The organism is Saccharopolyspora indica (assembly GCF_027853965.1).
Classification (GTDB): domain Bacteria; phylum Actinomycetota; class Actinomycetes; order Mycobacteriales; family Pseudonocardiaceae; genus Saccharopolyspora; species Saccharopolyspora indica.
Genome location: NZ_JAQGLB010000005.1, coordinates 301511 through 321322 on the forward strand (window position 1 = coordinate 301511; position 19812 = coordinate 321322).

20 protein-coding genes are annotated in these 19812 nt (G+C 70.6%); 12 read left to right on the top strand and 8 right to left on the bottom strand.

Features of this window, described 5'->3' with window-relative positions:
* Positions 1-65: 65 nt before the first annotated feature.
* Together OU416_RS14475 and OU416_RS14480 are read right to left on the bottom strand one after the other, a co-directional pair.
* A complete protein-coding gene (locus OU416_RS14475; protein WP_270927443.1) occupies positions 66-1397 on the bottom strand; it encodes a carboxyl transferase domain-containing protein in 1332 nt (443 codons plus the stop codon).
* Positions 1390-2820, bottom strand: coding sequence for an acyl-CoA synthetase (locus tag OU416_RS14480; RefSeq protein WP_270927444.1), 1431 nt, complete (start codon positions 2818-2820; stop codon positions 1390-1392). Before OU416_RS14480 ends, OU416_RS14475 begins: the two co-directional genes overlap by 8 nt.
* 154 nt (positions 2821-2974) lie before the next feature.
* On the opposite strand from OU416_RS14480, the gene OU416_RS14485 reads away from it, so the two are divergent.
* The 4 genes from OU416_RS14485 to OU416_RS14500 all read left to right on the top strand — a co-directional run bounded on the left by OU416_RS14485 (position 2975) and on the right by OU416_RS14500 (position 8262).
* Entirely contained in the window at positions 2975-3697 is a 723-nt protein-coding gene (locus OU416_RS14485) for a FadR/GntR family transcriptional regulator (RefSeq protein ID WP_270927445.1), read from the top strand.
* Positions 3698-3969: 272 nt separating this feature from the next.
* On the top strand, positions 3970-4467 hold the full coding sequence (locus tag OU416_RS14490) for a VTT domain-containing protein (protein ID WP_270927446.1): 498 nt from the start codon (positions 3970-3972) through the stop codon (positions 4465-4467).
* Between the two features lie 73 nt (positions 4468-4540).
* Entirely contained in the window at positions 4541-6643 is a 2103-nt protein-coding gene (locus OU416_RS14495; protein ID WP_270927447.1) for a catalase, read from the top strand.
* Positions 6644-6840: 197 nt separating this feature from the next.
* The gene (locus OU416_RS14500; protein WP_372907152.1) at positions 6841-8262 is read left to right on the top strand and encodes an APC family permease; all 1422 of its coding nucleotides are present in this window, start codon (positions 6841-6843) and stop codon (positions 8260-8262) included.
* Positions 8263-8286: 24 nt separating this feature from the next.
* Here the strand turns inward: OU416_RS14500 and OU416_RS14505 are convergent, their stop codons facing one another.
* Together OU416_RS14505 and OU416_RS14510 are read right to left on the bottom strand one after the other, a co-directional pair.
* Positions 8287-8694 (bottom strand): YybH family protein, encoded by a 408-nt coding sequence (locus OU416_RS14505; protein ID WP_270927449.1) that lies wholly within the window; start codon positions 8692-8694, stop codon positions 8287-8289.
* A gap of 97 nt (positions 8695-8791) precedes the next feature.
* Entirely contained in the window at positions 8792-9004 is a 213-nt protein-coding gene (locus OU416_RS14510) for a hypothetical protein (protein ID WP_270927450.1), read from the bottom strand.
* Positions 9005-9151: 147 nt separating this feature from the next.
* On the opposite strand from OU416_RS14510, the gene OU416_RS14515 reads away from it, so the two are divergent.
* Entirely contained in the window at positions 9152-10018 is an 867-nt protein-coding gene (locus OU416_RS14515; RefSeq protein WP_270927451.1) for a helix-turn-helix domain-containing protein, read from the top strand.
* A gap of 2 nt (positions 10019-10020) precedes the next feature.
* The gene (locus OU416_RS14520; RefSeq protein WP_270927452.1) at positions 10021-10209 is read left to right on the top strand and encodes a DUF397 domain-containing protein; all 189 of its coding nucleotides are present in this window, start codon (positions 10021-10023) and stop codon (positions 10207-10209) included.
* Positions 10210-10313: 104 nt separating this feature from the next.
* Here the strand turns inward: OU416_RS14520 and OU416_RS14525 are convergent, their stop codons facing one another.
* Entirely contained in the window at positions 10314-10931 is a 618-nt protein-coding gene (locus OU416_RS14525; protein WP_270927453.1) for a GyrI-like domain-containing protein, read from the bottom strand.
* Positions 10932-11267: 336 nt separating this feature from the next.
* Here OU416_RS14525 and OU416_RS14530 point away from each other — a divergent pair, with 336 nt between their 5' ends.
* Positions 11268-11708: a jacalin-like lectin gene (locus tag OU416_RS14530; protein ID WP_270927454.1), complete on the top strand. Its 441-nt coding sequence runs from the start codon at positions 11268-11270 to the stop codon at positions 11706-11708.
* A 155-nt stretch (positions 11709-11863) separates the two neighbouring features.
* Here the strand turns inward: OU416_RS14530 and OU416_RS14535 are convergent, their stop codons facing one another.
* On the bottom strand, positions 11864-13306 hold the full coding sequence (locus tag OU416_RS14535) for an MFS transporter (protein WP_270927455.1): 1443 nt from the start codon (positions 13304-13306) through the stop codon (positions 11864-11866).
* A gap of 221 nt (positions 13307-13527) precedes the next feature.
* Between OU416_RS14535 and OU416_RS14540 the strand changes: the two genes are divergently transcribed.
* From OU416_RS14540 to OU416_RS14560, 5 genes are all read left to right on the top strand, one after another.
* On the top strand, positions 13528-14388 hold the full coding sequence (locus OU416_RS14540; RefSeq protein WP_270927456.1) for a TetR/AcrR family transcriptional regulator: 861 nt from the start codon (positions 13528-13530) through the stop codon (positions 14386-14388).
* Positions 14389-14462: 74 nt separating this feature from the next.
* Positions 14463-15347, top strand: a complete 885-nt coding sequence (locus tag OU416_RS14545; RefSeq protein WP_270927457.1) for a BKACE family enzyme — start codon at positions 14463-14465, stop codon at positions 15345-15347.
* A 147-nt stretch (positions 15348-15494) separates the two neighbouring features.
* The gene (locus tag OU416_RS14550) at positions 15495-16457 is read left to right on the top strand and encodes a 3-hydroxyacyl-CoA dehydrogenase NAD-binding domain-containing protein (RefSeq protein ID WP_270927458.1); all 963 of its coding nucleotides are present in this window, start codon (positions 15495-15497) and stop codon (positions 16455-16457) included.
* Positions 16454-16894, top strand: coding sequence for a thioesterase family protein (locus OU416_RS14555; protein ID WP_270927459.1), 441 nt, complete (start codon positions 16454-16456; stop codon positions 16892-16894). Before OU416_RS14550 ends, OU416_RS14555 begins: the two co-directional genes overlap by 4 nt.
* Before the next feature lie 124 nt (positions 16895-17018).
* Positions 17019-17189 (top strand): hypothetical protein, encoded by a 171-nt coding sequence (locus tag OU416_RS14560; RefSeq protein WP_270927460.1) that lies wholly within the window; start codon positions 17019-17021, stop codon positions 17187-17189.
* A gap of 23 nt (positions 17190-17212) precedes the next feature.
* On the opposite strand, the gene OU416_RS14565 is transcribed toward OU416_RS14560, so the two are convergent.
* Positions 17213-18598 (bottom strand): FAD-binding oxidoreductase, encoded by a 1386-nt coding sequence (locus OU416_RS14565; protein WP_270927461.1) that lies wholly within the window; start codon positions 18596-18598, stop codon positions 17213-17215.
* A gap of 134 nt (positions 18599-18732) precedes the next feature.
* Complete coding sequence (locus tag OU416_RS14570; protein WP_270927462.1) at positions 18733-19674, bottom strand: NAD-dependent epimerase/dehydratase family protein; 942 nt, start codon at positions 19672-19674, stop codon at positions 18733-18735.
* Between the last annotated feature and the right edge of the window lie 138 nt (positions 19675-19812).

Below are 19812 nucleotides of genomic sequence, written 5' to 3' on the forward strand. Positions count from 1 at the left end.
CGAACCTGTGGTCACGCAGGGCAGCTGCGCACTGACGCCTCCGCCCGGGAGAAGCGCGCAGGAGGTCAGTCGGCAATGTCCTGGGCGAAGCCCAGGTCGACGAGGTCTTGGGGGCGCAGGCGCAAGTGTCCGGCCAGGCCCGGGACCTGCTCCGGGTCTCGTTTGAGGATCGCTGCGCTGTGTTCCGGGGCGATCACCGCGAAGTAGGCGTCCGCGGTGATCCAGGTCCGCCCCGGTGCCGCCAGGGCCAGCGCTCCTCCGGAGCCGCCTTCGCCGATGACCAGGGTGGTGATCGGCACCTGCGCGTCGGCGACCGCCGTGAACAGCTCCGCGATCGCGGGGCCGACGCCACCGCGCTCGGCCGCCGCGTCGTTGGCCGCGCCCGGGGTGTCCACCAGCGTCAGCACCGGGATGCCCAGCCGGTCGGCGAGCCCGATCAGGCGGGCCGCGGTGCGGAATCCGGGCGGGGTGTTGGCGGTGCCGGTCTGCGCGGCGAAGGCGATCGTGCGGCCTTCGTGCTCACCGAAGCCGCAGAGCATCCCCTCGTCCCGGCCGCCGGCGCGGTCGCCGCTGATCTCGAAGCGGGCGGCGAAGTAGGCATCCAGGTATGCCTGGGCGTGCGGCCGGTCGGCCGACCGCGCACGTTGGACCGCCTCCCAGCCCGTCGCGGGTGGCTCGCCGCCTGCCAGCGACTTCGGCACCGGGGCCGGTAGCTGGTCCGACCGCTGCGGGTGCAGCAACCGGACCAGTTCGGCCAGCACCACGGGCAGTTCGGCGGGGTCGACGATCCGGTCCGCCTGGCCGTCGGCGAGCTTGCCCTCGGCGGTGAACGCCTCCCCCGTCTCGGTCGCGCTGCGCACGCGGCTGCCGCCGAAGGCCACCGCCGCGCCGCGCTCGGCCAGCACCACGTCGGCGGCCGCCGACAGCGCCGCCCACATGCCTCCGGTCGTCGGGTTCCGCAGCACCGTGATGTGCGGGATCCCGTCCCGCCGGGTCCGCAGGCAGGCCCGCGCGATCTCCTGGAGCTGCCGGAGGGCGCGGATGCCCTCCTGCATCCGGCTACCACCGGAGGCCACCAGCGAGATCACCGGCAGCCGCAGCTCCCGGGCCCGCGCGAAGGCCGCCACGATCCGCGCACCGGCCGCTTCGCCGACCGATCCGCCGAGGTGGGCGAAGTCGAACGCGACGAGCACCGCCGACAGCCTGCCCACCTGGGCCCGACCGCAGAGCACCGACTCGGCGGCGCCGCTGCGGTCGGTCGCGCGGGCGCGCTGGTCGTCGTAGCCCGGCCAGCCCAGCGGGCCGTCGACGGCTTCGGCGACCGCCGGGGGCTCGAACTCCTCGAACCCCCGGCCGATCGCCTCGACCAGCGCGCGAGCCGCGCTGAGCTCAGCCATGCTGCAAGGCCTTCTTCTGCACCTTGCCCATCTCGTTGCGCGGCAAGGCCTCCAGGTAGCGGACCACGCGCGGGCGCTTGTGCGGCGTCAGCAGACGGGCCACGTGGTCGGCCAGCTCCTGGTCGGTGACCTCCTGGCCCGGCGCGCGCACGATCCAGGCGATGATCCGCTCGCCCAGGTCGGCGTCCGGTTCACCGGTGACCGCGACCTCGGCGACCGCCGGGTGCTCCAGCAGGCAGTTCTCGATCTCGCCCGCGCCGATCTTGTATCCGCCGCTCTTGATGATGTCGGTGGCCTTGCGGCCGACGATGCGGATGTAGCCGTCCGGGGCGCGGGTGGCCACGTCGCCGGTGCGGAACCAGCCGTCGGTGAACGCCGCGGCGGTGGCGTCGGGGCGGTTGAGGTAGCCGCTGAACAGGTTCGAGCCGCGGACCAGGATCTCGCCGACCGTCTCGTCGTCGCTGACCTCGATCTCCGCGCCCCGCTCGTCGACCAGCTTGAGCTCGACACCGGCGAACGGGCGGCCCACGTAACCGGGCCTGCGGTCGCCGTCGGCGCGCACGCCGCAGTTCATGATCGTCTCGCTCATGCCGTAGCGCTCCACGACCCGCTGACCGGTCAGCCGCTCGATCCGCTCGTGCTCGACCGCGGGCAGCGCCGCCGAGCCCGACACCAGCAGCCGGGCCTTGCCGACCGCCTCGCCGATCCGCGGATCGCGCTCGGCGTCCTCGGCCAGCCGGTGGTACATGGTCGGCACGCCGAACATCATGGTCGCCGGCCCGGCGAGCTCCTCGGCGATGGCCGCGGAGGAGAACTTGCCCAGGTGGTGCACCGAGCCGCCCAGCCGCACCGGCCCGAGCGTGCCGAGGATCAGGCCGTGCACGTGGAACAGCGGCAGCGCGTGCGCCAGCACGTCCGCCCCGGTCCACTCCCACGCCTCGGCCAGCGCGTCGAGGTTGGCGCTCAGCGCGCGGCGCGGCAGCACGACGCCCTTGGGCGGGCCGGTGGTGCCCGAGGTGTAGACGATCAGCGCTGGCGCGTCCTCGTCGGCCTCCGGCGGCAGCTCACCGCCGCTGGCGGTCAGGTCGATCTCGTGCACCGGGATGTCGCCGAGCCCGTCCGGCGCGCGGAACCCCGGCGCGGCCAGCAGCAGCTCCGGCCGGCTGTCGGTCAGGATGTGCGCGAGTTCGCGCTCGCCCACCTTCGGGTTGATCGGCACGACCGCGACACCCGCGCTGAGCCCGCCGATGACGGCCGCGCAGGTCTCCAGCTCGTTGGTCGCCCACACCGCGATCCGCTGCCGTCCCGCGACCAGCTCGGCGATCGCCGCGGCCACCCCCGCCAGCTCCTGGTAGTCCAGCGCCCGCGCGCCGAAGCGCAGGGCCTCCGTGCCATCCGGCTGCCGCAACTTCGGGAACAGCACGGGCCACCTCCACGATCATTGGTTCACTGGCCAGTCCACTTTTGCGCCGCGAACCACCGCAGTCAAGCGACTGTGCGAAAATTGGCTCAGCCACTGAACCGAACCCCCGGTGTTAGCCTGATCACCTCTCCCCTTCCCGGCCTGGAGGAACCCGGTGTCCGACGCCCTGCGCCCGCTCACCCGCCCGCGCCTGTACGAGCAGGTCGTGCAGCGGCTGCGCGAGCACGTCACCGCCTCCGGCCTGCGCACGGGCGACCGCCTGCCGCCGGAGCGCAAGCTCGCCGAGCAGCTCGGCGTCAGCCGCGCCTCGGTCAAGCAGGCCATCGTGGTGCTCGAGGTGCAAGGGCTGGTCGAGGTCAGGCACGGCGGCGGCACCTACCTGCGCCGCGAATCGCTGGACGTCGAGCCGGTCGACGAGCTGGTGGCGCGCAAGCGCCGTCTCCCCGACGTGCTGGACGCGCGCGAAGCGCTGGAGACCAAGACCGCGGAGCTGGCCGCGCAGCGGCGCACCGAGGCCGACCTGGCCGAGATCGACGCGGCGCTGGCCGACATGCGCCGCGAGATCGCCGACGGCGAGCTCGGCAGCGAGGGCGACCGCCGGTTCCACGCCGCGATCACCGCCGCCGCGCACAGCTCCCTGATCGCCGACTTCATGCGCACCATCGCGACCGAGATCGCCGAGAGCCGCCAGGAGTCGCTGCGCCAGCCGGACCGCCCGACCAAGTCCCTGACCCAGCACGAGCGCATCGCCGAGGCGATCCGCGCCGGAGACGCCCGCGCGGCGGTCACCGCGATGCGCCGCCACCTGCGCACGGTCAGCCGCGTCCGCCTCCTCTCCTGGGACCCCGACGCCGACCCGCCACCCCCGGCCGAGTGAGGCGCGGATGGTCAATTTCGTACGAAATTGACCATCGCGCCGCGCACGAGTCGACCGGCCGAGTGACGCCGCCCTGACCGGAGCCCCAGACCCCCTCCCAGCTCAGAGCACCCGCGCTGCGAGGAGGGTGTCAATTTCGTACGAAATTGACATCTCGTCCCCGACAGGGTGATGGCTGGAGCGGGTCGTTAGGCTGGGTCGTCCTGTTCCGGTCGTTGTGGAGTGCGTGACGTGGTCGACCACCTGGTCTCGCCGCGCGAGCGGGTGGTCCGATGATCGGGTGGCTGCTGGCCACCGCGGGCACCGCTGCGCTGGGCAGCTTCTTCCCGCTGGTCAACATCGAGCTCTACCTGCTCGGCGTGGTGTCCACAGTGGATGGCGTGAGCTGGTGGGCGTTCGGGCTGGCCGCCGCGGTCGGCCAGGTGGCGGGCAAGACCCTGTTCTACTTCGCGGGCCGGGGCGGATTCGCGCTCGGCGAGCGGCTGCTGAAGCGGCTGGAGACCAAGCGGAAGGGCAGCCGGTGGGCCGGCTGGTTCGAGAAGTTCCACCAGCGCACCGTGGAACGCCCCTGGTGGGGCTTGGGTGTGCTGGCCCTGACCGCGATCCCCGGCATCCCGCCCTACAGCCTGATGTGCCTGCTCTCCGGCGCCGCCGGACTGCCGCTGCTCGGCTTCCTGGCGGCGAGCCTGCTGGGCCGCAGCGCGCACTTCCTGATCGTGGCCGGCGCCCCCGAACTGCTGCACTGGCTGCCCGCCGCACTGGGCTCCTGAGCGGGCATACCCCTCGGCACCGGTGGGAAACCTGGTGGGCGGTTCGAGCCGACACCGAGGGGAGCCGAGCGCGATGGGCACCGAGGACGACAAGCAACGACAGCTCGACGGGGTCCGCCAGGACCTCACCGGGACGAAGCTGACCACCCAGCAGGGCGTGCGCATCGACCACACCGACGACGCGCTGAGCGCCGGTGAGCGCGGCCCCACGCTGCTGGAGGACTTCCACGCCCGCGAGAAGATCACGCACTTCGACCACGAGCGCATCCCGGAGCGCGTGGTGCACGCCCGCGGCGCCGGGGCCTACGGGCACTTCCAGCCCTACGACGGCTGGCTGACCGAGCACACCGTCGCGCGGTTCCTGACCGATCCGGACCAGCGCACCCCGGTGTTCGTGCGGTTCTCCACCGTCGCGGGCTCCCGCGGCTCGGCGGACACGGTCCGCGACGTGCGCGGGTTCGCCACCAAGTTCTACACCGAGCAGGGCAACTACGACCTGGTCGGCAACAACATGCCGGTGTTCTTCATCCAGGACGGGATCAAGTTCCCCGACTTCGTGCACGCGGTGAAGCCGGAGCCGAACAACGAGATGCCGCAGGCCGCGTCGGCGCACGACACGCTGTGGGACTTCGTGTCGCTGCAACCGGAAACGCTGCACATGATGATGTGGCTGATGTCGGACCGGGCGCTGCCGCGCAGCTACCGGATGATGCAGGGCTTCGGCGTGCACACCTTCCGCCTGGTCAACGCGAGCGGTGAGGGCACCTTCGTGAAGTTCCACTGGACGCCGCTGCTGGGCAGCCACTCGCTGGTGTGGGACGAGTGCCAGAAGATCGCCGGGGCCGACGCCGACTTCAACCGGCGCGACCTGTGGGAGTCCATCGAGGCCGGCCAGTACCCGACGTGGGAGCTGGGCGTGCAGCTGGTCGCCGAGGAGCGGGAGTTCGACTTCGACTTCGACCTGCTGGACGCCACCAAGATCATCCCCGAGGAGGAGGTGCCGGTGCGGCCGGTGGGCCGGATGGTGCTGGACCGCAACCCGGACAACTTCTTCGCCGAGACCGAGCAGGTCGCCTTCCACACCGCCAACGTGGTGCCGGGCATCGACTTCACCAACGACCCGCTGCTGCAGGCCCGCAACTTCTCCTACCTCGACACCCAGCTGATCCGGCTCGGCGGCCCCAACTTCGCGCAGATCCCGATCAACCGGCCGACCGCGGAGGTGGCCAACAACCAGCGCGACGGCTACGGCCAGCAGCGGATCCACCGGGGCCGGACGAGCTACACCGAGAACACCCTCGCCGGCGGGTGCCCGGCGCTGGCCGACGAGGACGTGTTCCGGCACTACCAGCAGAAGGTGGACGGCCACACGATCCGCAAGCGCAGCGAGAGCTTCAAGGACCACTACAGCCAGGCCACGCTGTTCTGGAACAGCATGGCGCCCTGGGAGAAGGCGCACATCGTCGCCGCGTTCCGCTTCGAGCTCGGCAAGGTCGACCACCAGCACGTGCGCGCCAACGTGGTCGACCACCTGGAGAACGTCGACCACGAGCTGGCCGCGGCGGTGGCCGAAGGCGTCGGCGTGGCACCGCCCAGCGGCGGCCGGCCGAACCACGGCCGCAGCTCCCCCGCGCTGAGCCTGGCCAACTCGCGCACCGACACGATCACCAGCCGCAAGATCGCCGTGCTCGTCGCCGACGGCGTGGACGCCGCGGAGGTGACGCAGATCCAGCGCGGCCTGGCCGAGCGCGGCGCGCTGGCGGAGGTGCTGGGCCTGCGCGACGGCAAGGTCGGCGGCGCCGACGGCGACGAGGTGACCGCGGACCGGGCGGTGCACACCATGATGTCGGTGCTCTACGACGGCGTGATCGTCCCGGGCGGCGCGGACAGCGTGCGCGCCCTGTCCGAAGACGGGCACGTCGTGCACTTCGTCGCCGAGGCGTACAAGCACCACAAGCCGGTCGCGGCCAGCGACGAGGGCATGGAGCTGCTGCGGCGGGCCGGAGTCGCCGAAGCGCGCGAGCCCTCCGGGCCCGACGGCGTGGTGACCGACCTCGGCGTGGTCATGGCCGCGCACACCGGCGGCGCGCTGCCGGAGGGGTTCATCGAGGAGTTCGCCGCCGCGCTCGCCCAGCACCGGGTGTGGGAGCGCGACACCGCGGCCGTACCGGCCTGAGCCGCGGGCGGAATGGGCTGTTCGTGCCTCCCCGCCGCACGAACAGCCCGTTCGCCGGGTTGATCCGGATCACTCGCGGGCACCCCACGCGCACCTAGCGTCACGATTCGTACCGATACGATCACGCAACGCGACTCCGGTCGCGCCATGTCAGCACGCCTCGCTTACCGTGCTTGCCCGTGAGCGTCTTCCGAACGATGCCCGTCGAGGACATCCTGACCCGCGGTGAGCGCAGCGGGCTGATCCGCAGGTTGACCGGCAAGGACCTGGTCGGCTTCGGGATCGGCATCATCATCGGCACCGGTGTGTTCACGCTGGCCGGCATCGAGGCCAAGGAGCACGCCGGGCCCGGTGTGGTGCTGTCCTTCGTGATCGGCGGCGTCGTCGCCGCGCTGGCCGCGCTGTGCTACGCCGAGCTCTCCTCGGCGGTGCCGACCGCGGGCAGCGCCTACACCTACGGCTACGCCACGCTCGGCGAGCTGTTCGCGTGGATCATCGGCTGGGACCTGCTGCTGGAGTTCGCCCTGGGCGCCGCGGTGGTCTCGCGCAGCTGGTCGGGCTACGTGGCCAACCTGCTCGGCCTGCCACCGGAGTGGTTCGGCGAGGACGCCACGGTCAACGTCGGCGCCATCCTGATCATCGCGGCGCTCACCGCGGTCGCGGTCATCGGCATCCGCGAGTCGTCGTGGGTGACCAACGCGCTGGTCGTGGTCAAGGTCGCGGTGTGCGTGCTGGTGATCGTCGCGGGGCTGTTCTTCTTCAACGGCGCCAACCTCGACCCGTTCGTCCCGCCCGCGCAGCCCGCCGCCGAGACCGCGAGCGCGCTGGAGCAGCCGCTGGTGCAGGTCCTGCTCGGCATGGAGCAGTCGATGTACGGCATCGGCGGCGTGTTCACCGCGGCGGCCATCGTGTTCTTCGCCTACACCGGCTTCGAGGCGCTGGCCAACCTCGGTGAGGAGACCAAGCGCCCCAAGCGCGACCTGCCGGTCGGCCTGCTCGGCAGCCTGATCGTGTGCACCCTGCTGTACGTGCTGGTCGCGATCGTGCTCAGCGCGATGGTCGACTACCGGGAGATCGACGAGGGCGCCCCGCTGGCGGCGGCGTTCCAGTCGGTCGGCCAGCCGTGGGTGGGCGCGCTGATCGCGCTGGGCGCGGTGACGGGCCTGACCTCGGTGATGATGGTCGAGCTGGTCACCATCGGCCGCATCGGCTTCGCGATGAGCCGCGACGGCCTGCTGCCGCCCAAGCTCTCCCAGGTGCACCCGAAGTGGGGCACGCCGCACCGGATGACGATCGGCGGAGCGGTGGTGATCATGCTGATGGCCGGGTTCATCCCGATCTCCGAGCTGGCCGACATGGTGAGCATCGGCGCCCTGTCGGGCTTCGTGATCGTCTCGCTGGCGGTCCCGGTCCTGCGCCGCACCAAACCGGACCTGCACCGCCCGTTCCGGGTCCCGCTGTCGCCCTGGCTGCCGATCCTGAGCGCCCTGGCCTGCCTGTACCTGATGACGAACCTGGACATCATCACCTGGCTGCGCTTCGCGGCCTGGCTGGTCCTCGGCCTGCTGATCTACTTCGCCTACGGCTACCGCAACGCCCGCCTGGCCTCCCGCGACTAGCGCGGCGGGTTCGCTGCGCGGCGGCTACACCGGCTCGGTGAGCGGGCCGCGCAGCGACTCGTGGTAGTGGACCGCCTTCCACCCTCCGCCGGTGCGACGCGCGAGCAGCGTGTTCCGGCCGCGCACCTCGAACGGCTCAGCGCCCGAACCTTCGAGGTCGAAGGAGAAGAACGCCCAGGCGGCATCGCCGATGACCTCGACCCGGACGTCGGAAACCGTCATCGCCCGCACGTGGCGGATGCCGGAGACGACGCGGTCGAAGTACCGCCCGACGGCATCCGCTCCCAGCAGCGGCCGGTCCAGCTCGGAGGGGCAGTAGACGATCTCGCGCTCCGGATCCCAGATCGACCGGAACGCGGCAGGGTCCAGACCCGCCCAAGCCGCCCGGTACGCCTCGACCAGTGCGAGAACGCCATCGATGTCGTCAGCCATGGTCACGACGATAGAACTTCGAGTCCGGTCGAGGACAAGAGCACGCCAGCGCTTCGCCCCAGAGCACTGGCGTGCCTCCCATTGCCGACGACGCTGATCAGGTGGCGGAGAGTTCGCGGATCGCCTCGGCACCGAGGGCGATGAGGTTGGCGAGGTTCTCCCGGCCGATGGTGAGGACGTACTCGCTGTTCGGTCCACAGTAGAGGACCACGACGTCGTTGTGCCGATCCAGCTCGTAGCGCATCGGCACCTCCCGCTCCATCGCGACGAACGAGTCGATGAATATCCCGGACTGCTTGCACACGCCCATGCTCCCGACCTTCCTCAGTGGACGACTATGGTGACTTGCTGGAACCGCTTCACATAAGTCCGACTGTCGGACTATTTTGAGGTTAGGTCCGACAGTCGGACTTTTGTATCCCTCTGTCGGGTGCTGATCAGGAGCAGGAGTCATCGCATGGGCCAAGCTCGCCAGACCTTGGAGCGACGACAGCTCGGACTGATGCTGCGCCGGTTGCGCAAGGAAGCCGAGAAGTCCCAGCAGCAGGCGGCCGACGCGATCGGCAAGGTCCGATCCCGGATCGTCGACCTGGAGGACGGCCGCAGCGCCATCCCGGAGAACGACCTCGTCAAGCTGCTCGACTGCTACGACGTTTCCGCCGAACAACGCAGAACAGCGCTCGCCCTGGGAGTGGAAGCAAGGAAGCGCCAGCGCAGGCGCACCTACACGGACCTCCTCCCCGGAGCCTTCCAGCGCTTCGCCGACCTCGAATCCAGCGCTACGGAGATCAGCAGCTACGAGTGCGGGATGGTGCCAGGACTACTGCAAACGCCCGAGTACGTCAGAGCTCTCATCAACGAAGGCGACGGGATCTGGTGGCAGTCATCGGAAGCGGAGCTGGAGCAGCGCGTTGCGTTCCGCCTCGATCGCCAGAAGCGCACCTTCGATGCATCACCCAGCAAGAAGATGGCTTTCATCCTGACCGAGGAGTCGCTTCGCGCACCGGTCGGCGGACCGGAGGTCATGCGCGATCAACTCACAAATCTCCTCGCCTTGCTGGATGAGCGCGACGAACTGAGCATTCAGATCCTCCCCCGTGAGAGCTACCAGAACCCGGCACGCGGTGGTGGCTTCACCTTGTTCGAGTTCAGCGGACAGGGCGCGCCGGTCGCCTTCGCCAACGTCGTTTACGGCCCTTCCACCTACTTCCACGACGAAGCCGATACTGCGACGATGTTTCGCGTCTTCCGACGGCTCCGCGACCTCGCCTTGAGCGTGTCGGAGTCGCGTCAGCTGATCGACGAGATCATGAGGGATGGCTGATCATGCCGAGGCTTGCCCGGGACACGGGATGGTTCAAGAGCTCCAAGAGCGCCGCAGCCAGTGACAACTGCGTCGAGGTCCGATTACTCGACAGCACCGCCCTGGTGCGGGACTCCAAGGCTCCCGAGGACGGGATTCTGACCTTCGCGAGCGAGAGCTGGGGTGCTTTCTTGTCCTTCCTCAAAGGGTGATGTTTTGGCTGGTCATGGCCCGTGAGTACTTTCTGGCGCTATGACGCCAGAAAGTACTCACGGGCCATCAGCTGCTGAAGGAGCGCGCCTGGCGAGGACGTGGTTCAGCTCGCGACCGGTTGCCTGAGGATGGTGCGCTGCTTCTCGGGGGCGACTTTGCGGAAGTCGCTCAGGTAGATCTCGTGGTGCTTGCCGGACATGCACAGGCCGTTGGCCGGGATGTACTCGTCGTGCAGCTCCGCGAGGACCTCCGCTTCGTCGTCGAAGGAGCCGATGTGCAGCGTCTGGACGCACCGTCCTTCGGACAGCGGTTCCAGGCGGACGTCTGCCAGGCGCGTCGGCGGCTTCTTCGCCCCGGCTCGCTCGACGGCGGTGGCGAACATGGTCCGATCGATCCAGCCGGGGACCATGAGCATCATCGTCCAGTCCCAGCGCGACTTGTCGCGGGCCGCCGTGAAGGCGCTCATGTCCTCGGCCCACCACAGGCCTTCCAGGGGCGGGACCACGTAGTCCCGGCCGAGGTCCTGCTTGCTGGCGAACTTCAGCTTGTAGGCGACCGGGTACAGCGCTTCGACCGCTTCGGCGAAGGCGGGCGAGGTGTTGGGGTCGCCGTGGCCGTCGACCATCAGGTACTGCATGTCCGGCACGTCCACGACCCGGAACCGGCCGCGCTCCGCCCGGTAGGTGTCGAGGCTCTTCTTGAAGTCGACCTTGTCCGTCATCGGCACCCTCCACTCGCCCGTTCAGCGCCATCCTGCTGGAGGGGTGCGACAACCGCTCACGACCGCGCCGCTCGCCTGCCGATGAGCACCTCGGCCAGTGCCACCCGCAGGGCCGCTGCGACGGTGATCGAGACGATCAGGCCGCTGGTGATCGCCACGCCGAAGCCGCTGGTGGCCAGGACCCCGAAGAGGCCGGAGGCCGCCAGCGGGCGGTCCGAGAGGGCGACACCCGTTAGCCGTGGTCATCGAGCAAACGTCGGGCGCCGACGGGACTGTCGATGCGGGATTCGTGAGTGAGTTCTGTGTTCCGGCAACGCTCCACAAGGGAGGCTCGTCATGGCCTATACCGAAAGCAAGATCAACGGCGGATCCGGTGGTGCCGACTTCCGCGACACCGCGTCGCGGCTCAAGCGCCTGACCTCGATCATGGTCCGCGCTGCCAAGCACGTCGATGCCATCCAGTGCACCTGGATGCTGGAGGACGGCGAAGGAACGATCGAGACCGGTAAGCAGCACGGCGGCAACGGCGGGCAGGTCAACAACATCTCGCTCGCGCCGGGCGAGCTGATCGTGAAGGTCACGGGCACCTACGACTGGGTGCTCAACCAGATCAGCTTCACCACCAACCAGGGACACGTCTTCGGTCCCTTCGGCGAGGGCGGGGGTACTCAGTTCACGATCGACCTGCCCCGACGCACCTACGTCGGAGGCTTCGTCGGCCGCGAAGGCGACTACATCGACGCCATCGGCGTGCTGTACGGGGAACCCTCGTACTGAGCCCTGGAAGCCAGGAGGTTCAGGCGGCGTAATCGAGGCTTGCTCGCGTGCGCCGCTGCGAGGTAGCGGACATCTCCGAAGCGCGAGACTGCGCGTGATGTTCTCGCTGGTATTGGTCCGTGAGCGCTTCCTGGTGCCACAGTCCCGCACAGTGCTCACGGGCCATCTGCCGCCGAAGGCCTTCGCCGGGCCAGGACGACCTCGGCCAGGGCCACGAGCAGGGCTGCGGCGACGAAGGTGATCGAGACGATCAGGCCGCTGGTGATCGCCGCGTCGAAGCCTCCCGTGGTCAGGACTCCGAAGAAGAGGCCGGAGGCCGCTGCCGTGCCCACCGCCGAGCCGATGCGCTGGCCGGTCTGCTGGACGCCCGCCGCCGTTCCGCCGTGGGCCGCGTCGATCTCGCTGAGGGTCACGGTCTGGTTCGGGGAGATCACCAGGCCGCTGCCGATGCCCGCCACCAGCAGCGGCGCCGCCGTCACCGCGCCCGCCATCGAGCCGGGGTGGGTGGCCAGCAGGACGTCCGTGGCCAGCAGACCGAGCAGCGCCGCCAGCAGGCCGATGATCACCAGGTGGCGGCCCATGCGGTGCACGATCCGGCCGCCCAGGGCCGAAGACACCGCGGAGCCGACCGCGAAGGGCGTCAGCGCCAGCCCGGCCTGCAGGGCCGAGTAGCCCAGGCCGCGCTGGAAGTACACCGCCAGCACGAAGAAGATGCTGGTGAACCCGGCGAAGTAGAGCAGGCCGAGGGTGGCGCCGAAGGAGTAGCTGCGGATCCGCAGCAGGCGCAGGTTCACCAGCGGGTGGTTCCCGCGCTTGCGGTACCAGTGCTCCCACACCGCGAACGCCGCCAGCATCACGACCGCGACGATCAGCAGGTACCACGGGCTGCTGCCGCCGCCCTCCTGCTCGACCAGCGGCAGCAGCAGGCACAGCAGGCCACCGCCGAGCAGCAGCACGCCCACCAGGTCGAGGCTCCGGGTGGCCTCCCGTCGGCGGTCGCGCGGCAGGACGCGCATCCCGTACAGGATCGCCGCCGCGCCGATCGGCAGGTTCACGAAGAACACCCAGCGCCAGCCGTGCTCCGCGCCCGCCAGCTGGATGATCAGGCCGCCGAGCAGCGGACCGATCGCGGTGGAGATGCCCACCACGGCGCCGAACAGGCCGAAGGCCTTGCCGCGTTCACGGCCGCGGAACAGCTGCTGCATCAGGCCGAGCACCTGCGGGTTGAGCAGTCCGCCCGCCACGCCCTGCAGGAGGCGGGCCACCACCAGCCACAGCGGTGTCATCGCGAATCCGGCCAGCGCGCTGGCGACCGTGAACGCGCCCAGCGCCAGCAGGAACATCCTGCTCCGGCCCCGGTCGTCGCCCAGCCGGCCCGCGGGCACCAGCACCAGGCCGAAGGTCAGCGCGTAGCCGGAGACCACCCAGGACAGCGCGGCGGCGGGCGCGTCCAGGCCCTGCTGGATGGACGGCAGCGCGACGTTGACGATGCTGACGTCCAGCAGCGTCATGAAGCCCGCGATCAGGCAGATGGCCAGCACACGCCAGCGGGTGGCGGACGGCTCGTCGGTCCGCGCCGTCGACTCGGTCGGGTCCACGGATTCACCTCAGCACGTTCGTTCTAGGCTCGCACTACCCGATGCGCCCCAGCATTGCGACCGACTGACTTATCAATCACGTAGATCATCCGGGCGACCGCGCTGAACCTGTCATCAACCGCCTCTGTCTAGGCATATCCCACCACTCGACGGCACGGCCGCCGATCGCAACACGGTCGGATCATTGCGATTCTCGCAATGTGCTGTTAGCGTTCCGTCTCGTGCAGGACACGACGGCTGCGTTGCGCCAGCGGGTGCGCGACGTGTTGCACCAGTACCCCGGGAGCCAGCGCGCTTTCGCCGAGCAGATCGGGTTGGACCCCACCAAGCTGTCCAAGTCGCTGACCGGCACCAGGCGGTTCACCCCGGTCGAGCTCACCCGCATCGCCGAGCTGACCGGCGTGACGGTGAACTGGCTGATCAACGGCGGCGACGACGTCGAGACGGTGGCCGCCGCGCCGCAGCGCACCGCCCGGCCCGTTCGCGATCCCGGCGACCTCCGGGAAGCCAGCCGCTACCAGCAGATCCTCGACGCCGCCTGGCACCTGATCGCCGAGCGCGGCTACCACTCGGTGCGCGTGGCCGACGTGGCCAAGGAGTGCGGCACCAGCGCGGCGACCATCCACTACTACTTCCCCGGCCGCAACGACCTGCTCACCGAGACGCTGCGCTACTCGGTGCGGCTGGCCTTCGACCGGCAGGTCGCCGAGCTGCACGCGATCGAGGACGCCCACGAACGCCTGCTGCGGCTGGTGGAACTCCAGCTGCCCACGCCCGGCCTGCTGCGCCAGGAGTGGTCGATCTGGCTGCAGGTGTGGAACGAGAGCGCGCTCAACCCCGATCTGCAGGTGCTGCACAGCGATTCCTACACGCGCTGGCACGACACCATCGCCCGCACCATCCGGCAGGGCCAGGAGCAGGGCGTGTTCGCCGACACCGACGCCGAGGAGCTGACCGTCACGCTGACCGCGCTGATCGACGGCCTCGGCATCCAGGTGCTCGCCGGACGTCCCGGCCGGTCCGTCGAGCGGATGCGCAAGGCGCTGCGCGAGTACGTCGAACGCGAGATCGTCCGGCACTGACATCCCCCGCAACCCGACCTGGGCACCGCACCGGTGCCCGGGCGCTGGAACCTGCCCACGAGAGGAGAGCCCCGATGGCCAGCGAAGTGATCGTCACCGCCGCGCTCACCGGCGCCGGTGACACCACCGGCAAGAGCGAGTTCGTCCCGGTGACCCCGGAGCAGATCGCCAAGGACGCGGTCGAGGCCGCCGAGGCCGGGGCGGCCGTGGTGCACATCCACGTCCGCAACGTCGAGACCGGCCAGGGCTCGCGGGACACCGCGCTCTACCGCGAGGTCGTGGAGCGCATCAAGGAGACCGGCACCGACGTGGTCATCAACCTGACCGCGGGCATGGGCGGCGACCTGGTCATCGACCCCGACGACCCGCTCAAGCCGGTGGACGGCACCGACCTGGTCAACGGCCTGGACCGGCTGCCGCACGTCGAGGAGCTGCTGCCGGACATCTGCACGCTGGACTGCGGTTCGCTGAACTTCGGCGAGGGCAGCCAGCTCTACATCTCCACCCCGGACATGCTGCGGGCCGGTGCCAAGCGGATCCAGGAGCTGGGCGTCAAGCCGGAGCTGGAGATCTTCGACACCGGCAACCTGTGGTTCGCCAAGCAGCTGCTGGCCGAAGGCCTGCTCGACGCCCCGCCGCTGTTCCAGCTGTGCGCGGGCATCCCGTGGGGCGCGCCGCCGGAACCGGTGCTGCTGCAGGCGATGGTGAACATGCTGCCCGCGGGCGCGAACTGGGCGAGCTTCGCCATCGGCCGCGACCAGCTGCGCTGGGTGGGCCTGACCGCCGCGCTCGGCGGCAACGTGCGCGTCGGCCTGGAGGACAACCTCTACCTGAGCAAGGGCGTCAAGGCCAGCAACGCCCAGCTCGTCGAGCGCGCGGTGACCATCGTCGAGGGCATGGGCATGAAGATCGCCACGCCCGACCAGGCCCGCGAGCAGCTCGGCCTGAAGAAGCGCTGAGCCTCGCCACGCCATCGGCTCCGTTTCCGCTGGTCAGGTCCCGTGAGCGTTTTGAGGGGCTATAGCACCACAAAGCACTCACGGGCCACCACCTGCGCAAACGGAGCCGGTGCCGCCCGTTGATCGACCTCGAAAGGGAATTCTGAGTTGAACGAGCACACCCCCTCCCCCGGTGCCGTGCGGCGGGTCGCCTGCATCGGTGCCGGTGTCATCGGCGGTGGCTGGGTCGCGCACTTCCTGGCCCGCGGCTACCAGGTGACCGCGTGGGACCCGGCGCCGGAGTTCGAGGCGAAGCTGCGGCGGCTGGTCGACGCCGCGTGGCCCGCGCTGACCGAGCTGGGCCTGGCCGACGGCGCCTCCCGCGACAACCTGGTCATCGCCGCGACGCTGGCGGACGCCGTCGCCGACGCCGAGTTCGTGCAGGAGAGCGCGCCGGAGGACCTGGCGCTCAAGCGGGACCTGCTGGCCCGCATCGACGCGGCCACCCCGCCGGGCGTGGTGATCTCCTCCTCGACCTCGGGCTACGGCATGACCGAGATGCAGGTGGACTGCCCGACCCCGCAGCGGCTGGTGGTGGGCCACCCGTTCAACCCGCCGTACCTCATCCCGCTGGTCGAGGTGGTCGGCGGCGAGCGGACCGAGGCCTGGGCCGTGCGGTGGGCCTCGGAGTTCTTCGAGGTCGCGGGCAAGTCGGTGATCACCATGGACCGCGAGGTGCCGGGTTTCATCGCCAACCGGCTGCAGGAGGCGATCTGGCGCGAGGCGCTGCACATGGTCGCCAACGGGGAGGCCACCGTCGAGCAGATCGACGCCTCCATCACCGAGGGCCCGGGGCTGCGCTGGCCGCTGCTCGGCCCGTGCCTGACCTTCCACCTGGCAGGCGGCGAGGGCGGCATGGCGCACATGCTGGACCACTTCGGCCCGTCGCTGAAGTCGCCGTGGACCCGGCTGGAGGCGCCCGAACTCACCACCGAGCTGCGCGATGCGATGGTCCAGGGCTGCGAGCAGGCCGCCGACGGCCGCAGCATCGCCGAGCTCGTCGCCGACCGCGACCGCGCGGTGATCGCGGTGATGCGGGCGGTCGACGAGGTGCGGAAGGGCGCGAAGTGACCGGGCCCGGCGAGTTCCGCCAGCGGGTCCGTCCGGAGTGGATCGACTACAACGGCCACCTCAGCGAGGCCTACTACGTGCTGGTCTTCGGGTTCGCCACCGACGCGGTGATGGACCGGGTGGGCCTGGACGAGGCCTACCGCAGCAGCACCGGCTGCTCGCTGTACACAGTGGAGGCCCACGTGCGCTACCTGCGGGAGGTCGGGCCGGACGCGGAGCTGGTGATCACCACGCGCGTGGTGGGCGCGGGGGCGAAGAAGGTGCGCCTGTGCCACGAGATGTCCGCGGACGGCACCGTGGTGGCCACCGAGGAAATCATGGCGCTGCACGTCGACCAGGCGCAGGGCGGCACCACACCGTTCCCCGCAGCGGTGGCCGAACGTCTGGCCGCGCTGGTCGAGCCGCCGCCGGAGTACGCGGGCCGGTCCATCGGCTGACCGGTGGTGCGGGAGGGGCACGTGAGCGGCGGTGGCCGCTCACGTGGGCCCCGCTCGGGATGACCGAACCGGCTCGGATGGCTACCGTGGCGGGTGTTCCGCCCAGCGACCGACTGGAGGTTCGATGAGCCCCGAGACGCCAGAAGCCGACGCGGTCGAGCAGGCCAGGCAGGCCGAGGAACTCGTCGAGGACGAGGAGCCGGAGCAGGTCGAGGTGCCCCTCGACGCCGATCCGGCCGATCTCGCCGACCAGCACCGCGAGGTTCCGATCGACGACACCTACGACCACGACTGACCCGCGCCGCAGCGCGGGGCGAACTACCCCTGCTCGGGGAAGACGCGGCCGGGGTTGAGGATGTTGTGCGGATCCAGCGCCGCCTTGATCGCGCGCTGCGTGCTCAAGGCCGCCTCGTCCAGCTCCTCGCCCAGCCACCGCCGCTTGAGGTGGCCGACGCCGTGCTCGCCGGTGATGGTGCCGCCGAGATCCAGGCCCAGCTCCATGATCGCGTCGAACGCCTGCTGCGCGCGGACGCTCTCCGCCGCGTCGTCGGCGTCGAAGGCCACCACCGGGTGCATGTTGCCGTCACCGGCGTGCCCGGCGCACAGCACCTGGACCTGGTACTGGTCGGCGATCCGTCCCAGGCCCTCGACCAGGTTCACCAGGTTGCGCCGGGGCACGCACACGTCGTCGATCAGCACCGTCAGGCCCAGGTGCTCGTGGGCGTCGCCGACCAGCCGCCGCGCCTGCATGAGCAGCTCGCCCTCCGCCGGGTCGTCGGCGACGATCACCTCGGAAGCGCGGTGGGTGCGGGCCACGTCCTCGAAGACGGCCAAGTCCCCCCGCGCCGCCTCGCCCCGGTCCGACTGCACCAGCAGCATGCCCGCCATGCCCTCGGGGAAGCCGAGGTCGGCGACCTTCTGCACCAGGTTGACGGTGGGCCGGTCCATGAACTCCAGCACCGAGGGCCGGTAGCCCTCGGCCAGGTAACCGGCCACCGTGCGGACTGCGTCGGCGATGGTCGGGAAGAACGCGACCGCGGTCAGCGGCTGCGCGACGGCCGGGCGCAGCGCCACGGTGACCTCGGTGACCACGCCGAGGGTGCCTTCGGAGCCGACGACCAGACGCGTCAGGTCGTAGCCGGCCACGCCCTTGGCGGTGCGGCGACCGGTGCGCATCACCCGGCCGTCGGCCAGCACGACTTCGAGGCCGCGGACGAAGTCCCCGGTCACGCCGTACTTCAGGCAGCACATGCCGCCGGCGTTGGTGGCCACGTTGCCGCCGATCGTGGAGACGCTGCGCGAACCGGGATCCGGCGGGTAGAACAGCCCGTGCTCGGCGACCTTCGCCGCGAGCACCCCGTTGACCACGCCGGGCTGCACGACCGCGACCTGCTCGGAGACGTCGATGTCGAGGATGCGGTCCATCTTCTCCAGCGACAGCAGGATGCAGCCGTCCAGCGCGTTGGCCGCGCCGGACAGCCCGGAGCGAGCGCCCTGCGGCACCACCGGAACCCGGTTGCGGTGCGCCCACTCCAAGGTCACCGAGACGTCCTCAGTGGACCGCGCGCGGACCAGCGCCGCGGGAGTGCCCGCCGGGCAGAAGCCGGCGCGGTCCCGGCGGTGGGCCTCCAGCACGTCGACGTCGTCGAAAACGCGCCCGTCGGGCAGCAGATCGCGCAGGGCCTGCACATCAGCGGTGGTCATCGGGTGAACTCTCCGACCTCGGTGGGAACGGTCTTGCCGCTAGAACTTAACCCGCCGAACGGCCCCGGAGTCCACCCTGCGGAATGGGCCTGCTCACAATGCGGGCACCGGTGAGCAGCGCCCGGTTCCGGCGGTCAGCCCGGCCAGTGGCCGAAGAGGTCGGCGAAGCCCTCTCGCCAGCTGGGCCACTTCGGGCGCCAGCCCAGGGTTTCGCGGAGGCGGAAGTTCGTCGCGCCGCGCTGTTCGGTCAGCTGGTGGACCGTCAGCCAGTCCAGCTGGGCCTTGGCCTGCTCCAGGGTCAGCGACACCGGCGCCGGGCCGCCCGCCATCCGCGCGTAGGCGGGCAGCCACTCGGTGGCCTCCGCCGGCTCGTTGTCCACCACGTTGTACGGGCCGGGATCGCCGCTCGCCAGCAGTTCGAGCACCGCCCCGGCCGCGTCCTCGACGTGCGTGAACGACGTCACTCCCGCTCCCTCGGCGACCACCGGCAGCTCGCTGCCGCACACCCGCGAGTGGACCGCGCCGCCCGGCGCGTACTGCGTGCCCGGGCCGTAGAGGTTGCCGTAGCGCAGCGCGACGCCCTCGATGTCCGAACAGGTCAGGACCGCTTCCTCCATCGCCACCTGGGCCCGGACCGCATCGCCCCAGCAGCCCGGCGCGTCCGTCCACAGTGGTGATTCCTCGTCCAGCACGTCGTGGCCGTGCGGACGGTAGGCAGCGGTCGTGCTCTGCCCGATGATGCGCCTGGTCCCGGCCGCCACCGCGGCGTCGACCAGGTTCTTCGAGGCCCGCTCGCGGGACCGCGCGGTGCGGTGCCGCCCGTCGGGGAGATCGGTCCGGCCGATCCCGGAGGTCTGGTCGACCACGACATCCGGTGCGGCGCGGCACAACTCGCGCCGCACCCCGTCGGGATCCAGCAGGTCGGCGACGGCGATATCGTCGAACGATGTCGAGCCGTTCAGCCGGTCAACGCGCCGGACGAGCGCGGTCACGTGATGACCTCGCTCCCGCAGCAGCGGGAGGAGCGTCCTTCCGACCACGCCGGTCGCACCGGCGACAACCACACGCAGGGGCACTTCGACCTCGCACCGGGTTAGACGTCAGCGGCTCGAAAGCCTACCCCGGTGGCCTACCCCGGAACGGGTGAAAAACGCTCGCCCTCGCAGGCGGCAGACCAGCGCCGCGGACGGCCCGGACCTGCCGCCCCATGAGGC